The 20,211-nt window shown below is 37.3% G+C and carries 14 protein-coding genes; 6 read left to right on the forward strand and 8 right to left on the reverse strand.

The features are described from left to right. Positions 1-121 precede the first annotated feature (121 nt). Positions 122-2,440, reverse strand: a complete 2,319-nt coding sequence (locus tag CGB83_RS07040) for a hypothetical protein (RefSeq protein ID WP_100075173.1) — start codon at positions 2,438-2,440, stop codon at positions 122-124. Positions 2,441-2,551: 111 nt separating this feature from the next. Further along, the gene (locus tag CGB83_RS07045; RefSeq protein ID WP_172954685.1) at positions 2,552-4,105 is read right to left on the reverse strand and encodes a helix-turn-helix domain-containing protein; all 1,554 of its coding nucleotides are present in this window, start codon (positions 4,103-4,105) and stop codon (positions 2,552-2,554) included. Between the two features lie 553 nt (positions 4,106-4,658). Here CGB83_RS07045 and CGB83_RS20130 point away from each other — a divergent pair. The 3 genes from CGB83_RS20130 (at position 4,659) to CGB83_RS07055 (ending at position 5,887) form a co-directional block, all read left to right on the forward strand. Then, positions 4,659-4,907, forward strand: a complete 249-nt coding sequence (locus CGB83_RS20130; RefSeq protein WP_157761366.1) for a hypothetical protein — start codon at positions 4,659-4,661, stop codon at positions 4,905-4,907. A 174-nt stretch (positions 4,908-5,081) separates the two neighbouring features. Next, positions 5,082-5,531 carry a MauE/DoxX family redox-associated membrane protein gene (locus CGB83_RS07050; RefSeq protein ID WP_100075175.1) on the forward strand — a complete coding sequence of 150 codons (450 nt, stop codon included), beginning with the start codon at positions 5,082-5,084 and terminating at the stop codon, positions 5,529-5,531. A gap of 98 nt (positions 5,532-5,629) precedes the next feature. Further along, positions 5,630-5,887, forward strand: a complete 258-nt coding sequence (locus CGB83_RS07055) for a hypothetical protein (RefSeq protein WP_100075176.1) — start codon at positions 5,630-5,632, stop codon at positions 5,885-5,887. 13 nt (positions 5,888-5,900) lie between these two features. Here CGB83_RS07055 and CGB83_RS07060 read toward each other — a convergent pair whose 3' ends face one another. The 5 genes from CGB83_RS07060 to CGB83_RS07080 form a co-directional block, all read right to left on the reverse strand. Next, the gene (locus CGB83_RS07060; RefSeq protein WP_100075177.1) at positions 5,901-7,349 is read right to left on the reverse strand and encodes a TlpA family protein disulfide reductase; all 1,449 of its coding nucleotides are present in this window, start codon (positions 7,347-7,349) and stop codon (positions 5,901-5,903) included. Between the two features lie 11 nt (positions 7,350-7,360). Then, a complete protein-coding gene (locus CGB83_RS07065; RefSeq protein WP_100075178.1) occupies positions 7,361-8,722 on the reverse strand; it encodes a RagB/SusD family nutrient uptake outer membrane protein in 1,362 nt (453 codons plus the stop codon). Positions 8,723-8,731: 9 nt separating this feature from the next. Next, positions 8,732-12,268, reverse strand: coding sequence for a SusC/RagA family TonB-linked outer membrane protein (locus CGB83_RS07070; RefSeq protein ID WP_100075179.1), 3,537 nt, complete (start codon positions 12,266-12,268; stop codon positions 8,732-8,734). Positions 12,269-12,381: 113 nt separating this feature from the next. Then, positions 12,382-13,539, reverse strand: coding sequence for a FecR family protein (locus tag CGB83_RS07075; protein ID WP_172954686.1), 1,158 nt, complete (start codon positions 13,537-13,539; stop codon positions 12,382-12,384). A gap of 60 nt (positions 13,540-13,599) precedes the next feature. After that, a complete protein-coding gene (locus tag CGB83_RS07080; RefSeq protein ID WP_100075181.1) occupies positions 13,600-14,181 on the reverse strand; it encodes an RNA polymerase sigma factor in 582 nt (193 codons plus the stop codon). A gap of 718 nt (positions 14,182-14,899) precedes the next feature. Here CGB83_RS07080 and CGB83_RS07085 point away from each other — a divergent pair. From CGB83_RS07085 to CGB83_RS07095, 3 genes are read left to right on the forward strand one after another with little or no spacing between them, the layout of a single operon-like run. Continuing rightward, positions 14,900-16,243: a hypothetical protein gene (locus CGB83_RS07085; RefSeq protein ID WP_157761367.1), complete on the forward strand. Its 1,344-nt coding sequence runs from the start codon at positions 14,900-14,902 to the stop codon at positions 16,241-16,243. An 11-nt stretch (positions 16,244-16,254) separates the two neighbouring features. Continuing rightward, on the forward strand, positions 16,255-16,653 hold the full coding sequence (locus CGB83_RS07090) for a hypothetical protein (protein WP_100075183.1): 399 nt from the start codon (positions 16,255-16,257) through the stop codon (positions 16,651-16,653). Positions 16,654-16,702: 49 nt separating this feature from the next. Then, a complete protein-coding gene (locus tag CGB83_RS07095) occupies positions 16,703-17,083 on the forward strand; it encodes a hypothetical protein (RefSeq protein WP_100075184.1) in 381 nt (126 codons plus the stop codon). 354 nt (positions 17,084-17,437) lie between these two features. Here the strand turns inward: CGB83_RS07095 and CGB83_RS07100 are convergent, their stop codons facing one another. Next, positions 17,438-20,155 (reverse strand): dsDNA nuclease domain-containing protein, encoded by a 2,718-nt coding sequence (locus CGB83_RS07100; protein ID WP_100075185.1) that lies wholly within the window; start codon positions 20,153-20,155, stop codon positions 17,438-17,440. Between the last annotated feature and the right edge of the window lie 56 nt (positions 20,156-20,211).

Here is a 20,211-nt window from a genome sequence, read left to right on the forward strand (position 1 = left end):
GGCGCAAAAATCGGCTGCAACGGCTTTCTCCATCTACTTATCCCCGCTTCGACAGCCGTTGCGGGTTATTTGTGGGATACACGGTATCCCAGTGGCTTCGCAGATAAGTCTTCTAATAATTTTAATCTTGAGACTCATCTGAATCGTTATTGTTACCTCGTTTTTCGAGCGGCGTAACATCATTTAAAACGTTAGGAATTCCCTGTTCCCTGTATTCGGAGTAGACACTGACCTGAATTACTTCTCTAGTATCTTTCCAAAGTATGACACTTAAAAAAGCTAATGCCATCTGAACTTTAAGGTCTTGATCACCAGCTTCACTATCTAAACTCCATCTGTCTCTTGTGGAACGGTTTTCCGCTTTGTTGATATCTATGACCGAACCGTAAATCTTTAAATTTTCATTAATCAGTACAAGCTGTAATTCATCGATTTCATTCTGCTGCAATACCCTATGTTCTATAGCGGGCAAATCCTCTTTTCGCAAAATAAAAAACAGATCTTGGGCGCCAAACTCTGTTGCTGGTATAGCTATTATCTGATCTTTAAATCCACTACCGTCAATAATCTGCTGAACCTGATACTGTAGATTAACTCCAACAATCACCACCCCTGACTGTCCATTTATCAATTTTGTTAATCCCGTAATGAGATCTTCCGGTTTAAGCAAATATCTTTTGGTTCTTGCAATTGCAAAAGAGTTTGGTATATACTTCCTTATACTTTCTCTCACCAAGGCCGAGGCTAAAAATGAATCAGAGTTCATATGAGGGATATCGCCTTCGGTGAATGCGGATTTGGAAATCAACATCGTACTACCGGAAACCGTTAGTTTTATTTTAGCTTTTTCGTGCTCTTCATCCGCTTCAATAAAGATCGGATTGTACTCTTCAAAAGCCTGTTGCAGAACAGCACTGGAAGCTTCATAAAAATGTTGGATCATCTGCGGTGAAAGCTCCGCCTGAAGTCTTTGCTGTCCAATTTCGTCGATTATATCTTGTCTTAATTTTACTAGAAATTCTCTCAATTCTTGCTCTTTGGCTTCATCTACCTCATAATTCAAAGTTCTAAGTAGCTCAGAATTCTGCAAAACATCATTTAAGCATTTCTCAAAGAAAGTCGTCCGATCAAGCCAGTTACCTAGCTCTATTATTTCATCGGGTAAATTTGGTGCGACTATAGTCTCCCGATACCGCTGAGATTGACCTATGAAAAATTGCCTGATGAACAGGACTGCGATATAACAGCATATCCAATAACTCACCTGTCTTCTATTGCCGAGATTGTCAAGCTCGGGATAATAATATTTAAAGTCAATGGGTGCACCTATATTTTTGAATTCATTTCCGAAATACTCGAACCACTGGAATATATCAGTCATTGTTCTTGGCAATAAAACATATCTTGGTGGCTGTGCTTGCGTGTATTCTAAAAAATACTTCAATACTTCATATTTGCCACGATAAAGCATAAGGCCTCCCAGCGCATAATGAAATTCAAGAAACCGCTGGCGTTCAAGATTCCTTCGTTTAATGTCCTCCGAATTGCTGATCACTCCCCCAGGTTCAATGTTTGCAATTATTAATCTTAATCGGTGATCATAATACTGATGTGAATGAGCCCAGAACATTTTGACCAACCGTGGAAAATCACAGATCGTATAAATATTCCACCATAGTGTCCTATATGTGTCATCGGATATGATGATCTCCTCAAAATCTTCACCGAGAAGCCATACTCCGCTGACAGCTCGATGCTCAATGCCCCGCAGTTTTCTGTTGTGAACCACTGTAGCTTCTTCATTGATCTTGTTGACCATAAAATAAAGATCAACGGGATATACCAAAGCTTCATTTTTTGGATGCTTCCTTCTGATATTTGCAAATGTTTTGTAATAAAACTGCAGCAGTGTCTCCTGCAGGTGCTCGTCCTGCTTTTCTACTGCATAATAGGTGAGTTCATTGATAGCTTTTAGATAATATTGCCGCTTTTCATCATTTTCCGGAAGCTCATCATTTTTTCTGATAATGTGACTTAATAACGCTGTAGATTTTCCATTAAAAAGACTGACTTTCTCTAACCATTTAAAGAACTTGACAGTTAACACTATCGTGAAAGCAAAAACAAGGAAATTTGCTGAATTATTGATAAACAAGTTATCCCAGCCGAAAGGCGGTTCCACTTTAAAAATTATAAACAAAAACGAAAAAAGGGTTGCGAAAAGAATGAGTTTAAATGTTGAGATTTTGAACTCCCTTCCTCTAATCGTAAAATTAAAAGGTTTTTGAGGATCTTCATAGTTGAATAAAGTTAAAAGATACTCGGATTGATATTTGTCGCCGATATTGGAGGTTTTATCCACAATTATGGGATATGCAATACCCAGGATCGCAATATCTATGGCTACACAAATTTCAACAATATTATCAATATTTATCATAAAATCTATTTGGTCTTTAATTGGCTTCTTGCTAAAAATGAAAATATTAAAATTAATTCAGATATTTAGAAGACTTTTACGGTTTTCCGCAAGGATTGAAATAATAAATTATCATGGATCGATGATGATGCCGTCCTCATATTTATTTTTACGGATAAAGTCTGAAAATGATATTCCGTTTATTTCAGTAAATAGTGCGGAAAAATTTGTTCGGGAAGCAATCCCACATTCTTTCGCCAGCGTCGCACTGTTATATTTTCGGTACAGTGGATCGGTAATCAGTTTTTCAGTAATATAATTTATGCGCAATTCACTAAGATATCGATTGAAGCTTGCTCCCTTATGCTCGTTTATGACATTGGAGAGGTAATTGGAATTGACCTCAAACTTCTTTGCGACGGATTTCAGATCTATCTTTTGTTCAAGAAATTCCTTATTCACCTCAAACTCCGTTAGCTTGCTCAGAATTTCATCAACAACGTCCTGCCCTATTTCGGTTCTGCTATAATGCCGTATTCTAAAAGTACCGTCCTGAATCGGTATAGGAGAACTACTGCCAAAGTTAATACCAAACAGGCTGTTGTTTCCTGCGCCCTTCTTTCTTGACCTGATGCGCAAGACGACATAGAAGGCAATGAAAGCAGTAATAAAAATTGCCGTTATAATCAGCCAACCTCTCATTGATATCTGCCTTTCAAGTAGCGCTTTCTCCTGTAGAAGCCTTTTGGTATCATATTCTTTATGGATTTTAGAGGAGAGGTAAATAAAATCCTTTTCTAATACCTTATCAACTTTAATAAGCTGGGTAGTATAATACAAAGCTTTACTCGCGTCATTTTTCTCTTTATAATAAACGATAAGGTCTTCATAAACATCCCTTACTTCGGGCAGCACGAAAGAATGACGGTTAAAGATCGAATCAATTTTATCAAAATTCTTAATACCCTCTTCGGCGTGCCCCAACTTCCATTGAGCCTTTCCCAGATAAGCATAAGATACCGTCAACCATGAAAAGTCATTAATTGCTATCAGGTTCTGCAATGAATTTTGGAGAGATCGGATTGCGCCGTCAAAATCACCTTTCCGATACCTGTTTATCCCCTCTTCCTTTAAAAAATAACTGTGTTCCTGTTTATAATCACTGTTCTTCCATGTATTTCCCAGCCCTATAGCAACTAGCGAATCGGACTTTTTAAAATCATGCAGGTTCCGATAACACACCGCCATCTGGTGTAAGGTATTGTTATATCCGCGCTGGTTTCCATACATGAGGTTCGGGTGCAGGTCTTTCTTGGTTTCATTTTCAAAAAATTGCCGTGCTTCCTCGAAATCACTCAGCGCATCGGCATAATATCCAATATAACTTTTTACAACACCGATATGGTAATTGATCTTATTGCGGTAATATGGATCTTTTCTGCTCTTGTTTTTTTCAAATGCTTTTAAATATTCATTCAGTGCAAGCTTATATTTTTTTAGATAGAAGTAGTAAACAACTCCCTTACTCAGATAGGCACTGCTAAGAAGGCTGTCATTCTTCTTTTTTACAGCAACGGATATTGCACTATCAGCATATTTTAATTTTAGTGCGGGATCAGGTGAATAGTACCTGGCGTCAGTGTAACCCAGGTACAATTGCATCTGGTTTTCTTTGGCTTTTGCCATTCTGATCAGCTTTTGAACCAGCGGTAAAGCCGTTGAATCATTTTCTGCCCTGCTTTCATATTGTCTTTGGATCAGATAAAATTCGCTCAGTTTTTCCTTTTGTGCAAACAACGATTCACACAGAAAAAGGAATATGATTGACAAAAAACGAAAAGGCCGGTGGTTCATGGCTAAGTATTACCATAAAATTAAGAAAAAATACAATATACTAGATAAATCACCGCACAGATTGTTGGTACACCATCCACTTCATTTTTTTAATACTGATTATCAAATACTTACAATCCTATAAATGATAAATTATATCACCGTCCGAGGATTCTAATACACGTCCGACCTTGCTAATACACTATTAAAAAGATCGCAAAGCAGAAATTTTCTAGGGTTGTAATAGTTCATTTTCTTTCAGTTCGTTACACTTCGGGAAACCACTATTAATAGACTGTCCGTGTATGTCCTAAGACCACAAACTGTTTCAAACTAGCGCGAAGACTGATAATTTGGTCACCAGAATTCAACACGTCTCGGCCGAGATAATCCTAAAAATTTTAACATGAAAAAAAAGACGGTTATCTCAATATCGATAATCCTTTTCTCCCTTTGCTCGACGGAATCGTGCAGACAGGACGAAATGGATATGGCACCGGAAAATACCAGCCTGGTGCAAAAAGGAAAACAGAAAACGACGTATCAAAAAACAGAGAATGATACGGTGAAAACAGCATCTAATTTACAGTTCGACGATAGCGGCGTCGAGATAGCAGATCCGCCTCCAAAAGATAAGGATCAGTGGAGACACTAACCTGTCCGTGCGATTTAATACGCTGTCCGTGTCCCTTCTGATACAACAAGTTCTTGGAATTGACCAAAAAGGCACTCTAAATTTGATGAAATAAAAATTTTGAAAACAGATTTTTGAATTGTCAAATAAAGCCTGCCTTCGAAAAATTTATAACAACCACCAAACTATCACATCATGAGAATTAAGAACATCATTTCCGAATTGATCATTTTTATCCTCATCTTATTATGGGCATGTACATTCGCCAGTAAAATCTTTGATTTCGACACATTCAATAGGCAGATTAAGGGTGCTTATCTGTTATCTGCAGGAGGATTTGCCTTACCTTATATTTTACAGGCTGTACACCTCGCGATTGTTATATTACTGATCAAGAAGAACTGGAGAGGCTTAGGACTATTAGCTTCCATTTCCGTCATAATCATCTATACGGCATACCTTATTTACATTTTAAAATTTGCACCGAGCATTCCATGCTCATGTATAGCCGTATTACACGGTATGAACTGGAACGACCAGCTTTATTTTAATTTCATTGCACTGGCAATTAATAGCATTGGTCTGATCACTTTTTCATCGCTAAAGCGAGCCCCACACGATAGTGTTCAGACCACTTATAACTAAAAAACTAATAACCAAACAGGGGTAGCCGAAAACCTGAACCAAGAGTAGGCGAAAAACTAACCAAAGTTTAGCTTTTTGATTTAAAAAGCACCAATATCATGAAAAATTTAAGAATTACACTAGGAGTTGCAGCAATTGCAATCGGAAGTTTCGCAGCTTTCTCTTTTGCTCCGGCAAATCAAGAGAAAGAAGACACAGTAGGAGATTTTTACGTTAACGCAGATGGATCAATGGGATCTCCTGTAGGAAGTTCAAACTTATGTCAACCGACCAGACCAAATTTATGCTCACAAGAATATAATATTGAAACCGGGCAGCCAACTGGTAATCATAAGATCAATGGTGCTAGACCATAAAAATTGAGGTCGCTTAATTAGCGACCTCTTTTTTTACCTTTTTTATGAATTGAATAAAATCCGCTTGGCTACTTCGTGGGTCTGGAGGAATGCCAGCAAAATTTCCACGTGCATCCACAACAAACAATGCTGGGTAGCCCAAAATATTTAATGACCTAATAATGGGATGATGGAATTTTTCTTCCATTGTATATAACTGTAAGGAACTTTTACTACTATATTGCCCAATACCCTTAAGCCATCTCTCTTTTTTATCGACATTAATTGAAATAAATATAACATTTTCGTCATTTAGACTTTTTTCGACTGCATCCAATGCTGGTGCCATTTGTTTACAACCACTGCAACCTGTGAACCAGAAGTCAATAATTAAAACTTTTCCTTTAAAATCAGGCAATGCATGTATGTTACCTACCGTGTCAGTAAGACTAAAATTAAAGAATGGCTTCCCTACCTGTAAAGAACGCTGCGAACGAAAATAACTGTTTGATACTTCGGTTAAAAAGGGATTAAGCTGATCAGTATTCTTAAGATAAAAATCATATAGAACTTTACTTGTTTTGTCAAATATTTTAGAATTCAAATATGAGATCATAAAATTAGATAGTAAATAGTTTTTAACGTGCGATTTCTTTCCGAAATACTTTATAATTAGATTACAATAAGTAATTGCGCTATCAGTTTTAAAACGATCGCCCGCGTACAAAAGTGGATTTTTAAACTCGTTAAGTAGGATAAACTCTGACAGTAATGTTCCACCTGCATAAAAGATATTCTTTTCCTCAATAAACGGTTCCATTCTATTCTTTTGGACAATAAATTTTTTAAAATATGTCTTCGATGAATCGTTATCACTTCTCTTAACAGCAATAAAAAGACTTTCTAAAAGACTTTCATATACTTCTGCTCTTATTAAGCTGCGAACCTTAGCATCTAAAAATCCATTATAGCTATTACATACTGAATCAATAATATTGAGTTTCCTATCTGTTGTTAAAAACTTATAGTACAAACTTTGATCTTGATATTTTGGATCTGTTTTGAATACTGCAAAAACATCTCGCAGAATCATTTTTTTAAAATTCACCTTTTCATAGCCTCTACCAGTAATATTAAGATTTAGAATTCCTAATTTTTTACTATCATCTATATTTATATATAAGCTATCATTGGGCGAAATAACTAATTTATAGGTTCCGGGAAAAAAGATAGATTTTCCGCTAAGCTCGATACCTACGATCATCTCTTTTTTAATATTAAAAGTAAAATCAAAGTTTCCTTTTCTTGTAATAACAGTATCTTCTATTATCTGTGGATTATAGATTGAAAACGGATCATAGACAGTAAGGACCAGTTCTTTTGGACTATTAACGGCATCTTTAACGAAACCAGAAATTTTCGTTTGAGAGTGACAAAGCGCTGAACAAGATATTAATATGCAAATTACACTTAATATTTTCATTATAAGTTATTTTAATAAGAGTTCTGTGTTATGTGATTATAATTTATTATGTATTGTGGGATTCGCATTATATACCGCGGATCTTTGGGCGGTAGTGTGTAAGTATTTTCGCCAATTGTCCTTGTTAGGGTCTGAGCAAAATCGATATCATTATTTAATCTTTTGAGATCCTGCCAACGGAGACCTCGTGTTACTAGCTCTTTTCGGCGTTCTAATAAAATAAAGCTCAAAACGTCATGCTTGTTTTTTGTAGGCATAGGAATTGCAGCACCTGTTTTAAAACGATTTTGTAATAATAGTTTTATCTTTTCAAGACCTCCCTCTAAATCGCCAAGCCTTGCCCTGCATTCTGCACTTATTAATAGTATTTCCCCAGTGGATGTTCCAGAAAAGAGCTGAGCAGTAAAACTTCCTTTAAACGTATACTTACCGTCGGTTTGCACTTTATAGAAAATCTGTTTCCTTAGATCATTAGCATTATAACTTTCGATAAGCGCTTGGTTAATTCTGCCTGTAATACTATTCGGAGAATATTTACTTTGCATACTATATATATGAATTTCTTTGGAAATATCGTAAAAGGGATAGTCACTGGTCAAATCGATTTTGTTGAAATCCTCAATATATGAGTGATATTTAAAGCTCGAATCAGCGTTTGAAGACGCTTGCTTGTAATCATCCATAAATAAATAGGTTCTAGCAAGCAGCCCATAAGCACCTGCTTTTGCAATCTGAGTATTTATTGTCGAGGCAGAAGGTAATAGAATTGCAGATTCTTTTAAGTCCGAAACAATCCGGTCGTAAGTTTTTTTAAGGCTACCCCTATCGACAATTTCATCAATATCTTCAGTCAATTTGAGAGGGATACCTAACTCAGTTTCCGCGGTGTTATTGTCATAATATTTACAAAAAGTTAACGCAAGATTCAAAAATTGCTTTGCCCTGTGATACAATGCAGTTCCTTTTATTTTATCATATTGTTCTTTATTACTATTTGTTCGATTAATTTTGGATAAACCGTTAAGAACTACATTGCAAACTTGAATTTGCGAATAAGCCATGTCCCACTCATCCCATACCAAAATTCCAAACTTTGGAAACTCTTGCGTTTTCCAAATAACTAAATCTCTATCAAATGCATTGTAAAGTGCATTATACTGTTCCAACGTGAAATCATAATCATCGCATGAGGTTTCAGTTGCACCACGTCCATCACTTTGGAACACATCTGCATTCAATAGTAGATCCATGTCGTTCAAAGTAGTAGGAACAATTAATTTTATATCTCTTTTTTCTTCAAGCCAATCTTTGCTGCAAGAAACAGTAAGGTACAACGAGGCAATTGAAAAAATATATGTAATGAACTTGTTCATAATCAATTTTTAAAAATTACAATTTAAACCAAATGCTATTGTCCTGATAGGTTTGCTGGTTGGAAAATCTGGATCTAATCCCGACTTATCTTTCTTCCAAATAATACCGAGATTACTTACGTAAGTAAAAAACTTCATATTATTTATATTATATTTCTTTAGTAAGTTTTTACCAACATTATAAGCTAACGAAATATCTTGAAGCCTTATATGATCAGCTTTTCCAACAAGTATTTCCGAATTTTTATAATAATTATCGGCGACTCCGTTCCCAGGAAAAATCATTGCTGGAACGTTGGTAATCAATTCATCACCTGGCTTTTTCCATCTATTATAGTAATCTCCATGTGTGTAATATGTACTATAAAGAGAACTGTACATAACAGAATTACGACGGAAATAGTAGCCAAATCGATATGTGATATTAAATGATAACTCAACTCCATATGTTGAAATTGTGTTTCTTAGGGCTCCAAAGTAAGGAGGCAAAGCATTCCCATTATACACTAGATTATTCTCGGGATTTTCAGCTAAATATTGAGTGATCTGCGAGTATTCTTTGGAGGGTAGTCCGTTCAGTAAACCTTGAACCTGACCATCTTCAGAATTTAAACCGGCAAATGGATAGGAATAAATACTAAAAAGTGGCTTCCCAACAACAGGAGTGTAACCAGATGTTAACCTTAAAATTTTGTAACTATCATCAACAAAGTTAGAAAGACTAGTTTGCTTCTGGTATTTTGTCACCCTATCCAAGGCATAAGAAAAAAGAAATATTGAATTCCATTTAAAATTAGGTTTGCTAATATTTTTTGATTGAAGTTCAATGTCTATTCCCTTTCCTTTCATGTTAGCCAAATTGCCGCGATAAGAGATATATCCAGTAGTCGGATCAATCTCTCCATTGCCAATAAGGTCAGAACCTTTACGCTGAAAATACTCAATACTTCCTGATAAGGCATTTTCGCTAGAAGCAAAATCGAATCCTATATTCCACATTCTATTTTTTTCCCACCTTAAATTCTTATTTGGTGGGTTCTGTAACTCAGCACTTGGTAATCTGTTGGTGGAATTAGTAACAAATTTTGCAGTAGTAAATGCAGTAATAGTTCTGTCTACATTTCCGCTAAAGCCAATTGTCGTTCTAAAGCTTAATACAGGCAACCAATCAATATTATAGAATTGCTCTTTTGATAAGTTCCATTTCGAGCCAACGGACCACAACGGAACTGATTTTTGATTAGTTGAAACGCCAAATAAATTTGACTGATCTATTCTTGCACTTGCAGAAATTACATATCGCAAATCATAATTATAAGCACCATTCATATAATAAGATCGTATTCGATCAGTAGTTTCTGAATAGCTGTCGTTATTTGGAATAAGTGATGAACCACCTTTACCATATTGACTAAATCGCGTTAAATAATCGACTAAAACACTTGAACCAATGTGGGGATCAAAACCATATTGTCTCGAACTTATACTGTTAGCTTTTGTTTCTCTAATTTCAAATCCACCGATGGCATTAACCTGATGCTTACCCCAAGCTTGGTCGAAATTTATTTGGAAACGCCCATTTAAGGCGGTTAGTTCACCATTTGTATTGTCAAGTCTACCACCTAATGGTATATTACGAGTCAAAATACCATTATTAAAGGACGTAAATCTATTAATTTGATCTCGCATCACATAAGTATCCTGATCAAAAAAATTCCTTCGCTTCACCTGTTGATTCTCATATTGCAGGCGAAGTTCTGTTGATAAAGAAGGCAGTATACTGTATTTTATTGCAGTGTTTAATCGTACTTCTGATTGCTTAAGCTTATTATCCTGCATATCTATTTCCTCCAGTGGTATAAAATCCCAGTTTAACAAGCCAGCATTGAGTGCTTTTTGCTTTAACACTGTGCTGTGATCTTTTGTAAGTATTGCTGGTTTCCCTTCATCATCGACTAGCCTTGCATAGGGATACATCAGTTCTTGCCCCATATTGTTCAGCATTGATACTACATTCGAAGTAGATTGATTATTCTGGTTATAGGAAAGACCTGCTGAAATTTCAAGTTTTTCAATAGGGCGAAATACTTGATTACTATTTAAGCTTATCCGACTAAATGAATTACCTTTTTCCGAATTTTGATTTTTATCAAAACCCGTAGAAAAATAATAAATGTACTTTTTAGTTCCGCCGTTAAAATTCAAAGCATACTGTTGTTTGACGCTATTTCTATACAAGTATTTGGTCATATCATCTCTCAAATCATATTTTCTTAATACATCTAATCTTAAGTTAGCTTCATCTTGAGTTAAGAGTCCATTTTTTTGGTCATTTAGAATACTGACGACGGGGGAATATGGTCTGTTAGTTGCGGTATTGCTGATTATTGTGTTAAAATAGCCCTTTTCAAAAAGCATCTTTTCAATATCAATAAAATCCGTTGGTGCTATCTTTGGAATATAGTAGAGATCAGGCTTCTGTCCTACGGAGACATTAGAAGTAAAACCTATATTCATTGGCTGGTCTGCTCGTCCTTTTTTAGTTTTTATGACGATCACACCATTACCAGCACGAACTCCCCAGATAGATGCCGCTGCCGCATCCTTTAAAATATCAATATCCTCAATATCGTTCGGATTGATATTGTTGATATCACCCTCATAAGGAAAATTGTCAACAACAATTAGCGGCTGATCGTTACCAAAGATCGTTGCCTGTCCCCGAATTGTTAGCTTCGGAGATCCTGAACGCTCGTCAAATAAAATAGATGGTGCAATACCTTTCAGCCTGCTGATCACATCGGTCGAAACCTGACGGTTAAAAGTCGCATTGTCAACCTTTGAAAAAGATCCTGTTGCCCTTTCTTTGGGAATGGATTGGTAACCACTGGCTACCACACTCACCTCCTCTATCCTATTGGAATTCGTAACAAGTACGATTCGTTCGGCATTCTTTGCAGAGACTTCCATCCGTGCGTAGCCCAGATAGGATATCATCAGATCGGAATCAGAAAATTCACCGGGCAGTTCAAAAGATCCCGCACTGTCGGAAGTTACTGTAAAATTTGTTCCTTTTACCTGAATGGTTGCCCCCGCAAGTGGATTGCCATTTTCATCTACAACCCTCCCTTTAATTGTTTCCTTATTTTTTGAAGGGGATGAATTTCCGTTTGCTGGTTTTTCCTTTAAAATGATAATGCCATCGGCGATCTTGTAGGAAATCGGCTGATCAGCAAACATCTTATTCAGTACCTCGGTAATGTTGGCATTTTTAAGGTTGATGGAAATTGGACCTGCTTTTTTTAATAATTCTTCACTATAGGCAAAGTCATACTTTGTGCTCTTCCGTATTTCGGAAATCGCCTTTGAAAGTGGCGCTTTCTGCAGCGAAAGGCTGATCTGCTGTGCCTTAATAGCAGTACCGCTAGCAAGAAGCATAAAGAATAGGGTACTCTTTAAGCCTGCGCGCAGCAATTTTTTCCTGCCCGAAAACATATCCGCCACCTGCGTTACGTTTTCCCTGTTGGAAAAATCATGTTTTTTCATAGATTTGTGTAGGGTTAATTATTAGTTGCTCGAAACTCTAGTATATAGACCCGATCGCCGGAGTGCGCTAACACTCCGGCATTATTTCAGGCCAACATATGAAACATAAATCTTTATTTCTTGATCTCAATCCTCCTTCCGCTCATTTTAAAATTTAAATCTGTAATTTCTCCAAGCGCATAGAGTACACTCGTCAATTTCTTATTTCGGCTGATTGTAGCATAGACTTTTGTATTGGGAACATACTTATAATCCACATCGATATCGTACCACCGCTCCAGTTGCCGCAGAACCTCCGCCAGTTGAGCTCCTTTAAATTGGAATTCATTCTCAGTCCATCCGATGAAAGACTCCGCATCAACTTTTTTGACGTCAATACCACCCAGCACAAATCTACCCTGCTCCCCAGGTTTCAGTCTTACTAATAACTCATTTTGTAAATTTCTTAGTTCAACACTTCCGCTAATAAGTGTTGTCCTTGAATATTCCTCGTTAGCATACGAATTGATATTGAACTTTGTTCCAAGAACCTTGACCCGCTGGCCTTTAGATTCAACTATAAATGGACTTGAAGCATTATGCGTAACTTCAAAATAGCCTTCACCTTCAAGTTCAACCAGGCGTTCCGCACCTGCAAATTTTGTAGGATACTTAAGTTTGGATTCGGCATTCAGCCAAACGGTCGTTCCATCCGGTAGTACTGCTTTATATTGCCCTTTACGTGGTGTAGTCAGTGTCGCAAACTGCGTCTTTGGCGCTGAAACAGCTTTGCCATCCAGATAGGTTACGCCACTGGCATCGCTCTCCACGGTCTTTCCTTGCAGATCAATGATCTGACCATCGTCGAAAGTCAATGTCGCCTGATCCTTACCCGGGTCAATGTCGGCCGTGGCCATATTGACGGTCTCAAGAATAGACTCTCTGGACTGATAATACCTGTACAGAAGCAGGGTAAGCGAAAAAAACAGGAATACGGCGGCAGCGGAGGTCCAAAAGACAACGCGCTTATAATGGGATTGGCGTTTCTTCAATACCCCATGTAATTTTTCAAGTTCCGAAGTAGTGCTGGCACCAGCAAGCTCCCGCTTTAAAAGTTCACGGGCAACATGCTCGTCGTCTTTCAGGTGTTCAAAGAAAGCACGGTTCTCACTGCTCTGACTGAGCCAGACCTCAACCGCCTTCTCTTCGAGAACAGTCAGATCCTCTCCTCTTAAAATCTTTGTCAGAAGCGGGACAATCTTTAACTCATCAAGAATACGTTGCTCATCCATCGGTTTCATTTTAAATAGAAACCCGAAAAGATATTGCGTTGTCCCAAAAAAGTTAAAAAATTATGAATAAATCATTAAAAGTGCGATTCCGGCACCTGAGAGGGATTTTTTCAGTAGCGAAAGCGCTCTTGATTTTTGGGTATTAATCGTACTGACAGGAATACCGAGCTCCTCGGATATTTCTTTTGGCGTATCACCGCTGACAAGCCTGCCCATGATAAGCCGGTATTGTTCAGGCAACAGATCAATTGCTCTGTAAAGCTCCTCATATACTTCGGTCTGAACAATACTATCCAGTACATTTTTTTCAAACTCATCATAGTTCTTCGAGTAAAGGTCAAACCGCTTTTGGTTCACTTTTTCCTTTTCAATCGCTTTGATACAACTATTTCTTACGGATATGTATAGAAAAGCTTTGATATTTGACAGCGTTTCAAATCCTTCCCTTCGGTCATATAATTTCAGAAATATGTCCAGCACGATCTCCTTTGAAATTTCCATCCCGATATTCAGAAGTAACCGATCTGCAAAAAATACCAATGAAGAGTGAAACATCGTGAAAATACGGTCAAAAGCCAGTTTATCACCGCTTTGAAACTGGGAAAGCAGTGCCCTTTCGTCGATCACATTTCGGGGTGTCATAATAGGGCAATTGGTAAATGATAAAGTAAAGTTAGAAAATAATAGTTGTAAAAAAAATATGGCAACCGTCGATGAGTTATAAAAGTAAATTTTTTAAAATGTTTAAAATGTTATACCGTTACAATCATTGACTTTAAGGTAGAAGATATATTTTGAAAATAATGGGAAAGTATTTCAAATAAGTACTTAAATTATACCTCAAAATAGGGCTAAAGAAAAGAAACCATTTCATTTTTTTTTAAATTATCTATATTTTTAATTCAAAATATATAAATGAAAAGTTTGACAAACATCGAATTAGAGTTAATTATACATGCCCTGGAAATGAAGGTTCTTATTTACGAATGCTACGGTATGGACCCAAAAATTGAAAAAATGCTTGATGAGTACAAAAGCCTATTAGACAAAATGAAGTCCAAACGTCAGTTCAGAAACTTTATATAGCCGGCTGCTAAGCCTATTAATAACATTCATCGCGTTCAATATTTCTTTTACTTTTAGTGCCCCGTTATTTACCCCCATTCAAAATATCCTACCCTTCCTGTCTAACTCACAGTTTATCCTTACGATTGGAATATATGAGATTTTTCTTCCAAATTTTCAAAAACATCATTTTTTTGCCTTTTGTCAAAAGATTTAAGTTTTTATAGGCTTAATTTAGTTTCAATAATTCAATAGTAAAAGAAATAAAGCTACACTAACCTATAAACCATATAACATGTTAACAAACATTTTCAAAAACTTAATTTATGCAGTATTCACAATCATGCTGCTACAGTCATGCGAAAGAGATTTGGAAAATTATCCTCAGAACGATGAAACCTCGGTAGCCAAAAAATGGTATGAAGACAACGGGAAACCTTTTCCCTTAGATTGGTCGAAATCACAGCTTATAAAGATTGACAATGAGAATACAACGCTTGTTGTCCCCTTGGAAAACGGCACAAACCTAGGACCGGATAATTCGATGCAACAAAACCTTGTCTTTACTATTGAGGGAAATAAAGTAGCCAATGCCAATAAAGTGAACATTTTCGCAGACACACGTACTGTAGCGGAATTTTCACAACAGGCTAGCTCCAATTTTGTAAAAAAACAAATGTATCGAAGTAAGGAACTGGGAAAAGTATATTATTTGGTATATGATCTCAACGATACCCTTTTATACAGCCAATCACTCGATTCAAGTGGACTTAAAAAGGTAAACCTACAATTGAAGATTAAAGACGCCGATACCACCGTAAATAAAGAAAACGGCAATCCTGACACAAGTAAAAATATACCTGTTGTATGCAGCGAGTGGTATCTCGTGGAATACTTTGACGACGGTACCGAATATTGGACTTATCTATATACAACCTGCAGCGGAACCTCATCCAACGGAGGCGGCGGTGGAGGCGGCGGCGGCGGTGGCGGTAGTCATGGAGGTGGAAGCGGTGCACCTGCCTCAACTTATTACGAAGCTCCGACTGAACCAATTAATATTCAAGAGCTTTTAAATTGTTTCAGTAATATCCCTTCTAATGCACAAACCACCTACAAGGTTACGATTCATAGCCATCTAGCCAATCCTAGTAATGCTTATCAGGTTTATAATGTTTCAGACAACGATCCTGGACATGCATATATAACTATGCAAAAAACCAACGGATCTGCAACCCGTTCGCTAACTTTTGGTTTTTATCCTAGTGCTGGTAGTTGGATGACCACAATTAAAGATGCGGAAAACTCTGCAATTGGACAGGAAATCCCCCAAACCCGCAGAAGCGACGGTAGCTATACAATAAGTGTTTCTGAGGCCGCATTTAATAACGCACGAAATGTTGCCTTAACAAGCGCCGCAAAAAAGTACGACCTCAATGATTTTAACTGTACAAATTATGCCATAGGAGTTTTTAATGCCGCAATGGGCGGAACGGGATTGCAAGTACCCAATAGTCCCATTGGTTATAAAACGCCCTCAAGCCTATATCTCCGGTTAAGTGATATGAAGACCGGAGGAACTGCTGGTATTTCCCTTACACCAAGTATGGCTCCTACCAGTACCACACCTTGCAACTAAACAAAAAAGATATGAAGAAGAAAACAATGACGATGCTGAGGAAAACAATTATTGTAGTGCTGGGCACTATGCTATTACTTCCCAATATGCCTTTTATTGGGAAGGATATTCATCACTGGTTAGATGAGGGATATTTTAGGTATTCCAATTTAGATGGATCATATATGATAACACAAGATTTTGATTTTAAAAGTCCCGGATTCTCAACCTTTGGTTTTGAATATTTCGTAAAGAACACTTCACCTGCAAAAGAAAACCGGAAACTCTATAGATTGTACAAGATTAATCCGCTGTGTTTTTGGCGATGGAGCTATTACCTCCGCCATAGTATCCATTTAGATTATATGGACCCAAGTGTAATTGAACAGAATATAGCGAAGAAAAAGATCGATACCTCTAAAGTAATGTAGCATTAGGTCGTGTAGTGCCGCCCACTAGCACGAATTGTCAATAAAGGATATGAAAAGAAAATTTATTATAGGAATTGTACTATCTGTTCTGGTGATACCCAATACACCGGTTATAGGTACGGAGATATTGAAGGCCATTGATGGTGACCATTTCCGATATGCTAATGCAAACGCTTCTTTTACCGGTATAGAATACATGGATGTTTTTCACCCTTGGATGAGCAAGTGGGTAACTTATGGATTTATCGAGGCTACGAGACCGCAAATGGCCAATATGGAAATTTATAGGTTGTATAGAATTAACCCACTGTGTTTCTGGCGCTGGCGCTATTATTTTACCGTAAGCAAAAATTTCGCGTATCGGGACTGGGAAAAAATAAGGACAAACAGGGTTTCTTTTAAACCATCTAATAAATGGCAGAAGTTTTAATTTTATATAATTAGGAATCTTTACGCTTGGAAAAACTCTCATTACATGGGAGTTTTTTTAAATACATCCATAAAAAAACGCATCTTTTAAAGATGCGTTTAAAAACTAATAACCATGAAACGTATTAAAACTGTAAGCAGCCTAATACGTATGTTTGAAATATATTATATTTTAAATATTGGCAAATTACATTGACTTTTAGTCGAGATAAGATTCTCAATTTTCAGTTGCAAATTTAAGCATTAATTTCAGATCTGCCTACGGGTTCCCGTAATCTCATTAATTCATTTTCCTTAGTGATAGCAATTAAAACATCTTTTTTCTAGGAAGACCAATTTCACTTTCCTGTGGATACTAAGTTCGGTTTGAAGTGAAGTCCGCTCTACGAGCATCATTAAATTCTTCACTGGTGAGCAGATCAAAATATACGGTCTGATAACTGCTGAGTGAAAGTCCTTTTTCACTTAACTTTTTTGTTTTAATAAGATCCTCAGACATTGCAGCAAATTCTTCTTCTCGAATCTGACTTAAATTCCTGAGTATGGTATTTATACACGATCCTATAAAGCCGTAATGATCTTGAATTTCCTCTTTCGTGCGGGTAATGGTCGATGGTATAAAAACATCCCAGCTGAGCTTCTCATTTTCCTGTCGGAACTCCGGGGAGCGATCGTAATTTTCAGCAACCTGGATATTTATCCTCACAATTGGCGAATTAAATCGGGGATTGGTTCCCAGAGCGGCAATTTCTGCTAAAGTGATCTGAAGCAATGCACAGAATTCCTCCGCAACTCCATTAGAAACCGCATCGTTAGGAAAAGCAATTTGCCACTGCATACCATAGAATTGGAACCTGATTTCACGCACAGGCCCCAAATCATTTAAAGGAATATCGACCAATTTTCTTTCCAGCAGCTTATACAAATCACTTTGACCCTCTAGCGTTGGTATGATCCCACTTGCCATTGCGTCAACCATTTCGGGAAAAGGACTTCCAAAGCTACTTTTCTGGTAATTTAAAAATGCAGTCAGATCTTCACGAAGTTTAGTACTGCTTCCAAGGAGCATTGAGATGTCGAGTAGGGTTTTCCTTAACATTTCGTCTTTTTCCAGGTCTACTTCTTCTGTCGTAAATTCCTTTCGGGCATGGAGGTATTTTTTAAATGTATATAGTGCGCTGATCCAGGCCCCCTGTGTAAAATCGGCCTGAAATATGACAGCGTAACTGTCGCTTATTCTTTTCAGCGTTTTATAATCTCCCAGGTGAAAGCATGCGTGCAAGGCACATAGACCATAATATTTAGCAGCAAAGTTCAATTTTAAAGTTGAATACACCTGAGCTGTGACTAACAATCCGAGAATAAAACCTTCCTTTGTATCGTCAAGAAAATATAAGCTTTTTGCCTTATGAAAACATTCTAATGCATTTAGATTGTTTTTAAAGGATGGATTACTCAAATAAGCCTTTCCACGTTTTACCAGGTTTTGTGCCGAATGGTGATTGCGTTCAGTTTTACCTGCCTGTTCCTCTATTTCATCACAAAAATCTTCAATAAGCTTAACCACCGCAGGATGGCCCCCGATTACAATCAAATTTTCCAAAATCTGCGTCAATTGATCATGCAATGTGGAAATACTGTAGGTTTTAGTGTCCGGTAAAAGCTCTATTATTTTCCTATAGATAGCAATTGAGGCGTTTGTGCGATCGATCAGTGGAATCTGTTGATTTCCATGGAACACGAAATGTCCTTGTAGCTCAAATGCCTTACAGAGTTCATCCACTGTCGTCGGGTTACCCAATTTCACATTAATTTCCTGTTCTACTCCGGCTACCCATCCTTCGATTTCCGCATCCTCCAGAAACTTTTCACGAAAATACTGCTGGGCCTGAATAATTTCCAGCAGTACAATATCGTCCTCAATATCACTGAAAGTATTCCTATCCCCCATGTGGTTAAAGTAATACCGGATCAGCTCCTGCTGGTCTGTAATTTCCCCTTTATGCTGAAAATTTTTAGGATCAGGTGATAAGGTAAGAAATATATATTCATAGATAGCCTTTCGTCTGCAGACAATAATCGTTTGATCCAGATCAATATATTTTTTAAGCAGTGTAAGCCATAATCTTTCATGCTCACTGTCGGAAAGCTCCCATCTGCAGTGCCTTGCGGCACTGATCACCTCGTAGAAAGATCCCACATTAAATTCTGTAATATTCTCTACTGCTGACCATTTTTGATAAACATCTGCGTACCATCTCTGTGCCTCTGAACCTTCATTTAGGATAAGAAAATCCAGTAATTGATTGGTAAGTGCGCTTTCTTCGGGAGCTGTTTTTCCTGTGCGTTGCGTAATTTCATAGTGGAGAACCGAAATATAAGTTGACACTTTTTTCGAGTCTACCGGAAGCGGGAGCTGAAGGACTAAATCTTCGATTTCTGAGAGTAAAAGAGGAATGGCCTCTTCCTGAGGGATGGCATCAAATTGCCACTCAATCGAGGAAATGAACTTATTCCAGGTTTCCTCAGTTAGCTGATCATAGATTTCTTTAGCCTCCCTGAATTCCTCAATGCGCTTTTGCGACGTGGCGGCGGAAATCGCTTTTTCTACGTATTCATCAATGATTGTTTTGACCCGTTCGCGACATCTCTGCTGTAGTTCTTCACTCAGTTTCCCATAATTTGCTGCCCATTCACGCAGAAGTTCGGCATCGTTTTCCCCATAGGCTCTAGCAACATTTGAATTTGTTTCAAAGACAAAACTAACCTCATCCGCACTATAATCCTCCTTAACAAAGAGCATAAAAAAATGAGCCAGACTTTTGGTGACTTCTTCCTTTGAAAAAGAAAAATTGGAAGAATAAAGTTTGACCTGCCTGAATTTAGATTTACCCTTTTCAAAATCCCGTTGGAAAATATCTTCTTCATAGTCACAATAAATAGTTTCATGGGCTTGGTTGATCCGGTTTTCCAGCCATGTTTTTAATGTCTTTAATTTTTGGTACTGGAATCCCTGTTCTGTGGCTGGCGCATCAGTATCTTTTGCAAATAAATAGAGTTTATGTATGGACATTGAATATCGTTTTCAGGTTATTAATATATGGAATTAGCCATCAATTTTTCCTTAGA

Origin of the sequence: Chryseobacterium camelliae, assembly GCF_002770595.1 — a bacterium.
Taxonomy (GTDB): Bacteria; Bacteroidota; Bacteroidia; order Flavobacteriales; family Weeksellaceae; genus Chryseobacterium; species Chryseobacterium camelliae.

Excerpts from the sequence above, each read along its gene's own strand:
- CGB83_RS07075 (WP_172954686.1), bottom strand. The coding sequence starts at position 13,539 with ATGGATGAGCAACGTATTCTTGATGAGTTAAAGATTGTCCCGCTTCTG.
- CGB83_RS07100 (WP_100075185.1), bottom strand. The coding sequence starts at position 20,155 with ATGTCCATACATAAACTCTATTTATTTGCAAAAGATACTGATGCGCCA.
- CGB83_RS07095 (WP_100075184.1), top strand. The coding sequence starts at position 16,703 with ATGAAAAGAAAATTTATTATAGGAATTGTACTATCTGTTCTGGTGATA.
- CGB83_RS07090 (WP_100075183.1), top strand. The coding sequence starts at position 16,255 with ATGAAGAAGAAAACAATGACGATGCTGAGGAAAACAATTATTGTAGTG.
- CGB83_RS07085 (WP_157761367.1), top strand. The coding sequence starts at position 14,900 with ATGTTAACAAACATTTTCAAAAACTTAATTTATGCAGTATTCACAATC.
- CGB83_RS07070 (WP_100075179.1), bottom strand. The coding sequence starts at position 12,268 with ATGAAAAAACATGATTTTTCCAACAGGGAAAACGTAACGCAGGTGGCG.
- CGB83_RS07060 (WP_100075177.1), bottom strand. The coding sequence starts at position 7,349 with ATGAAAATATTAAGTGTAATTTGCATATTAATATCTTGTTCAGCGCTT.
- CGB83_RS07040 (WP_100075173.1), bottom strand. The coding sequence starts at position 2,440 with ATGATAAATATTGATAATATTGTTGAAATTTGTGTAGCCATAGATATT.
- CGB83_RS07045 (WP_172954685.1), bottom strand. The coding sequence starts at position 4,105 with ATGGCAAAAGCCAAAGAAAACCAGATGCAATTGTACCTGGGTTACACT.
- CGB83_RS07055 (WP_100075176.1), top strand. The coding sequence starts at position 5,630 with ATGAAAAATTTAAGAATTACACTAGGAGTTGCAGCAATTGCAATCGGA.
- CGB83_RS07065 (WP_100075178.1), bottom strand. The coding sequence starts at position 8,722 with ATGAACAAGTTCATTACATATATTTTTTCAATTGCCTCGTTGTACCTT.
- CGB83_RS07080 (WP_100075181.1), bottom strand. The coding sequence starts at position 14,181 with ATGACACCCCGAAATGTGATCGACGAAAGGGCACTGCTTTCCCAGTTT.
- CGB83_RS20130 (WP_157761366.1), top strand. The coding sequence starts at position 4,659 with ATGAAAAAAAAGACGGTTATCTCAATATCGATAATCCTTTTCTCCCTT.
- CGB83_RS07050 (WP_100075175.1), top strand. The coding sequence starts at position 5,082 with ATGAGAATTAAGAACATCATTTCCGAATTGATCATTTTTATCCTCATC.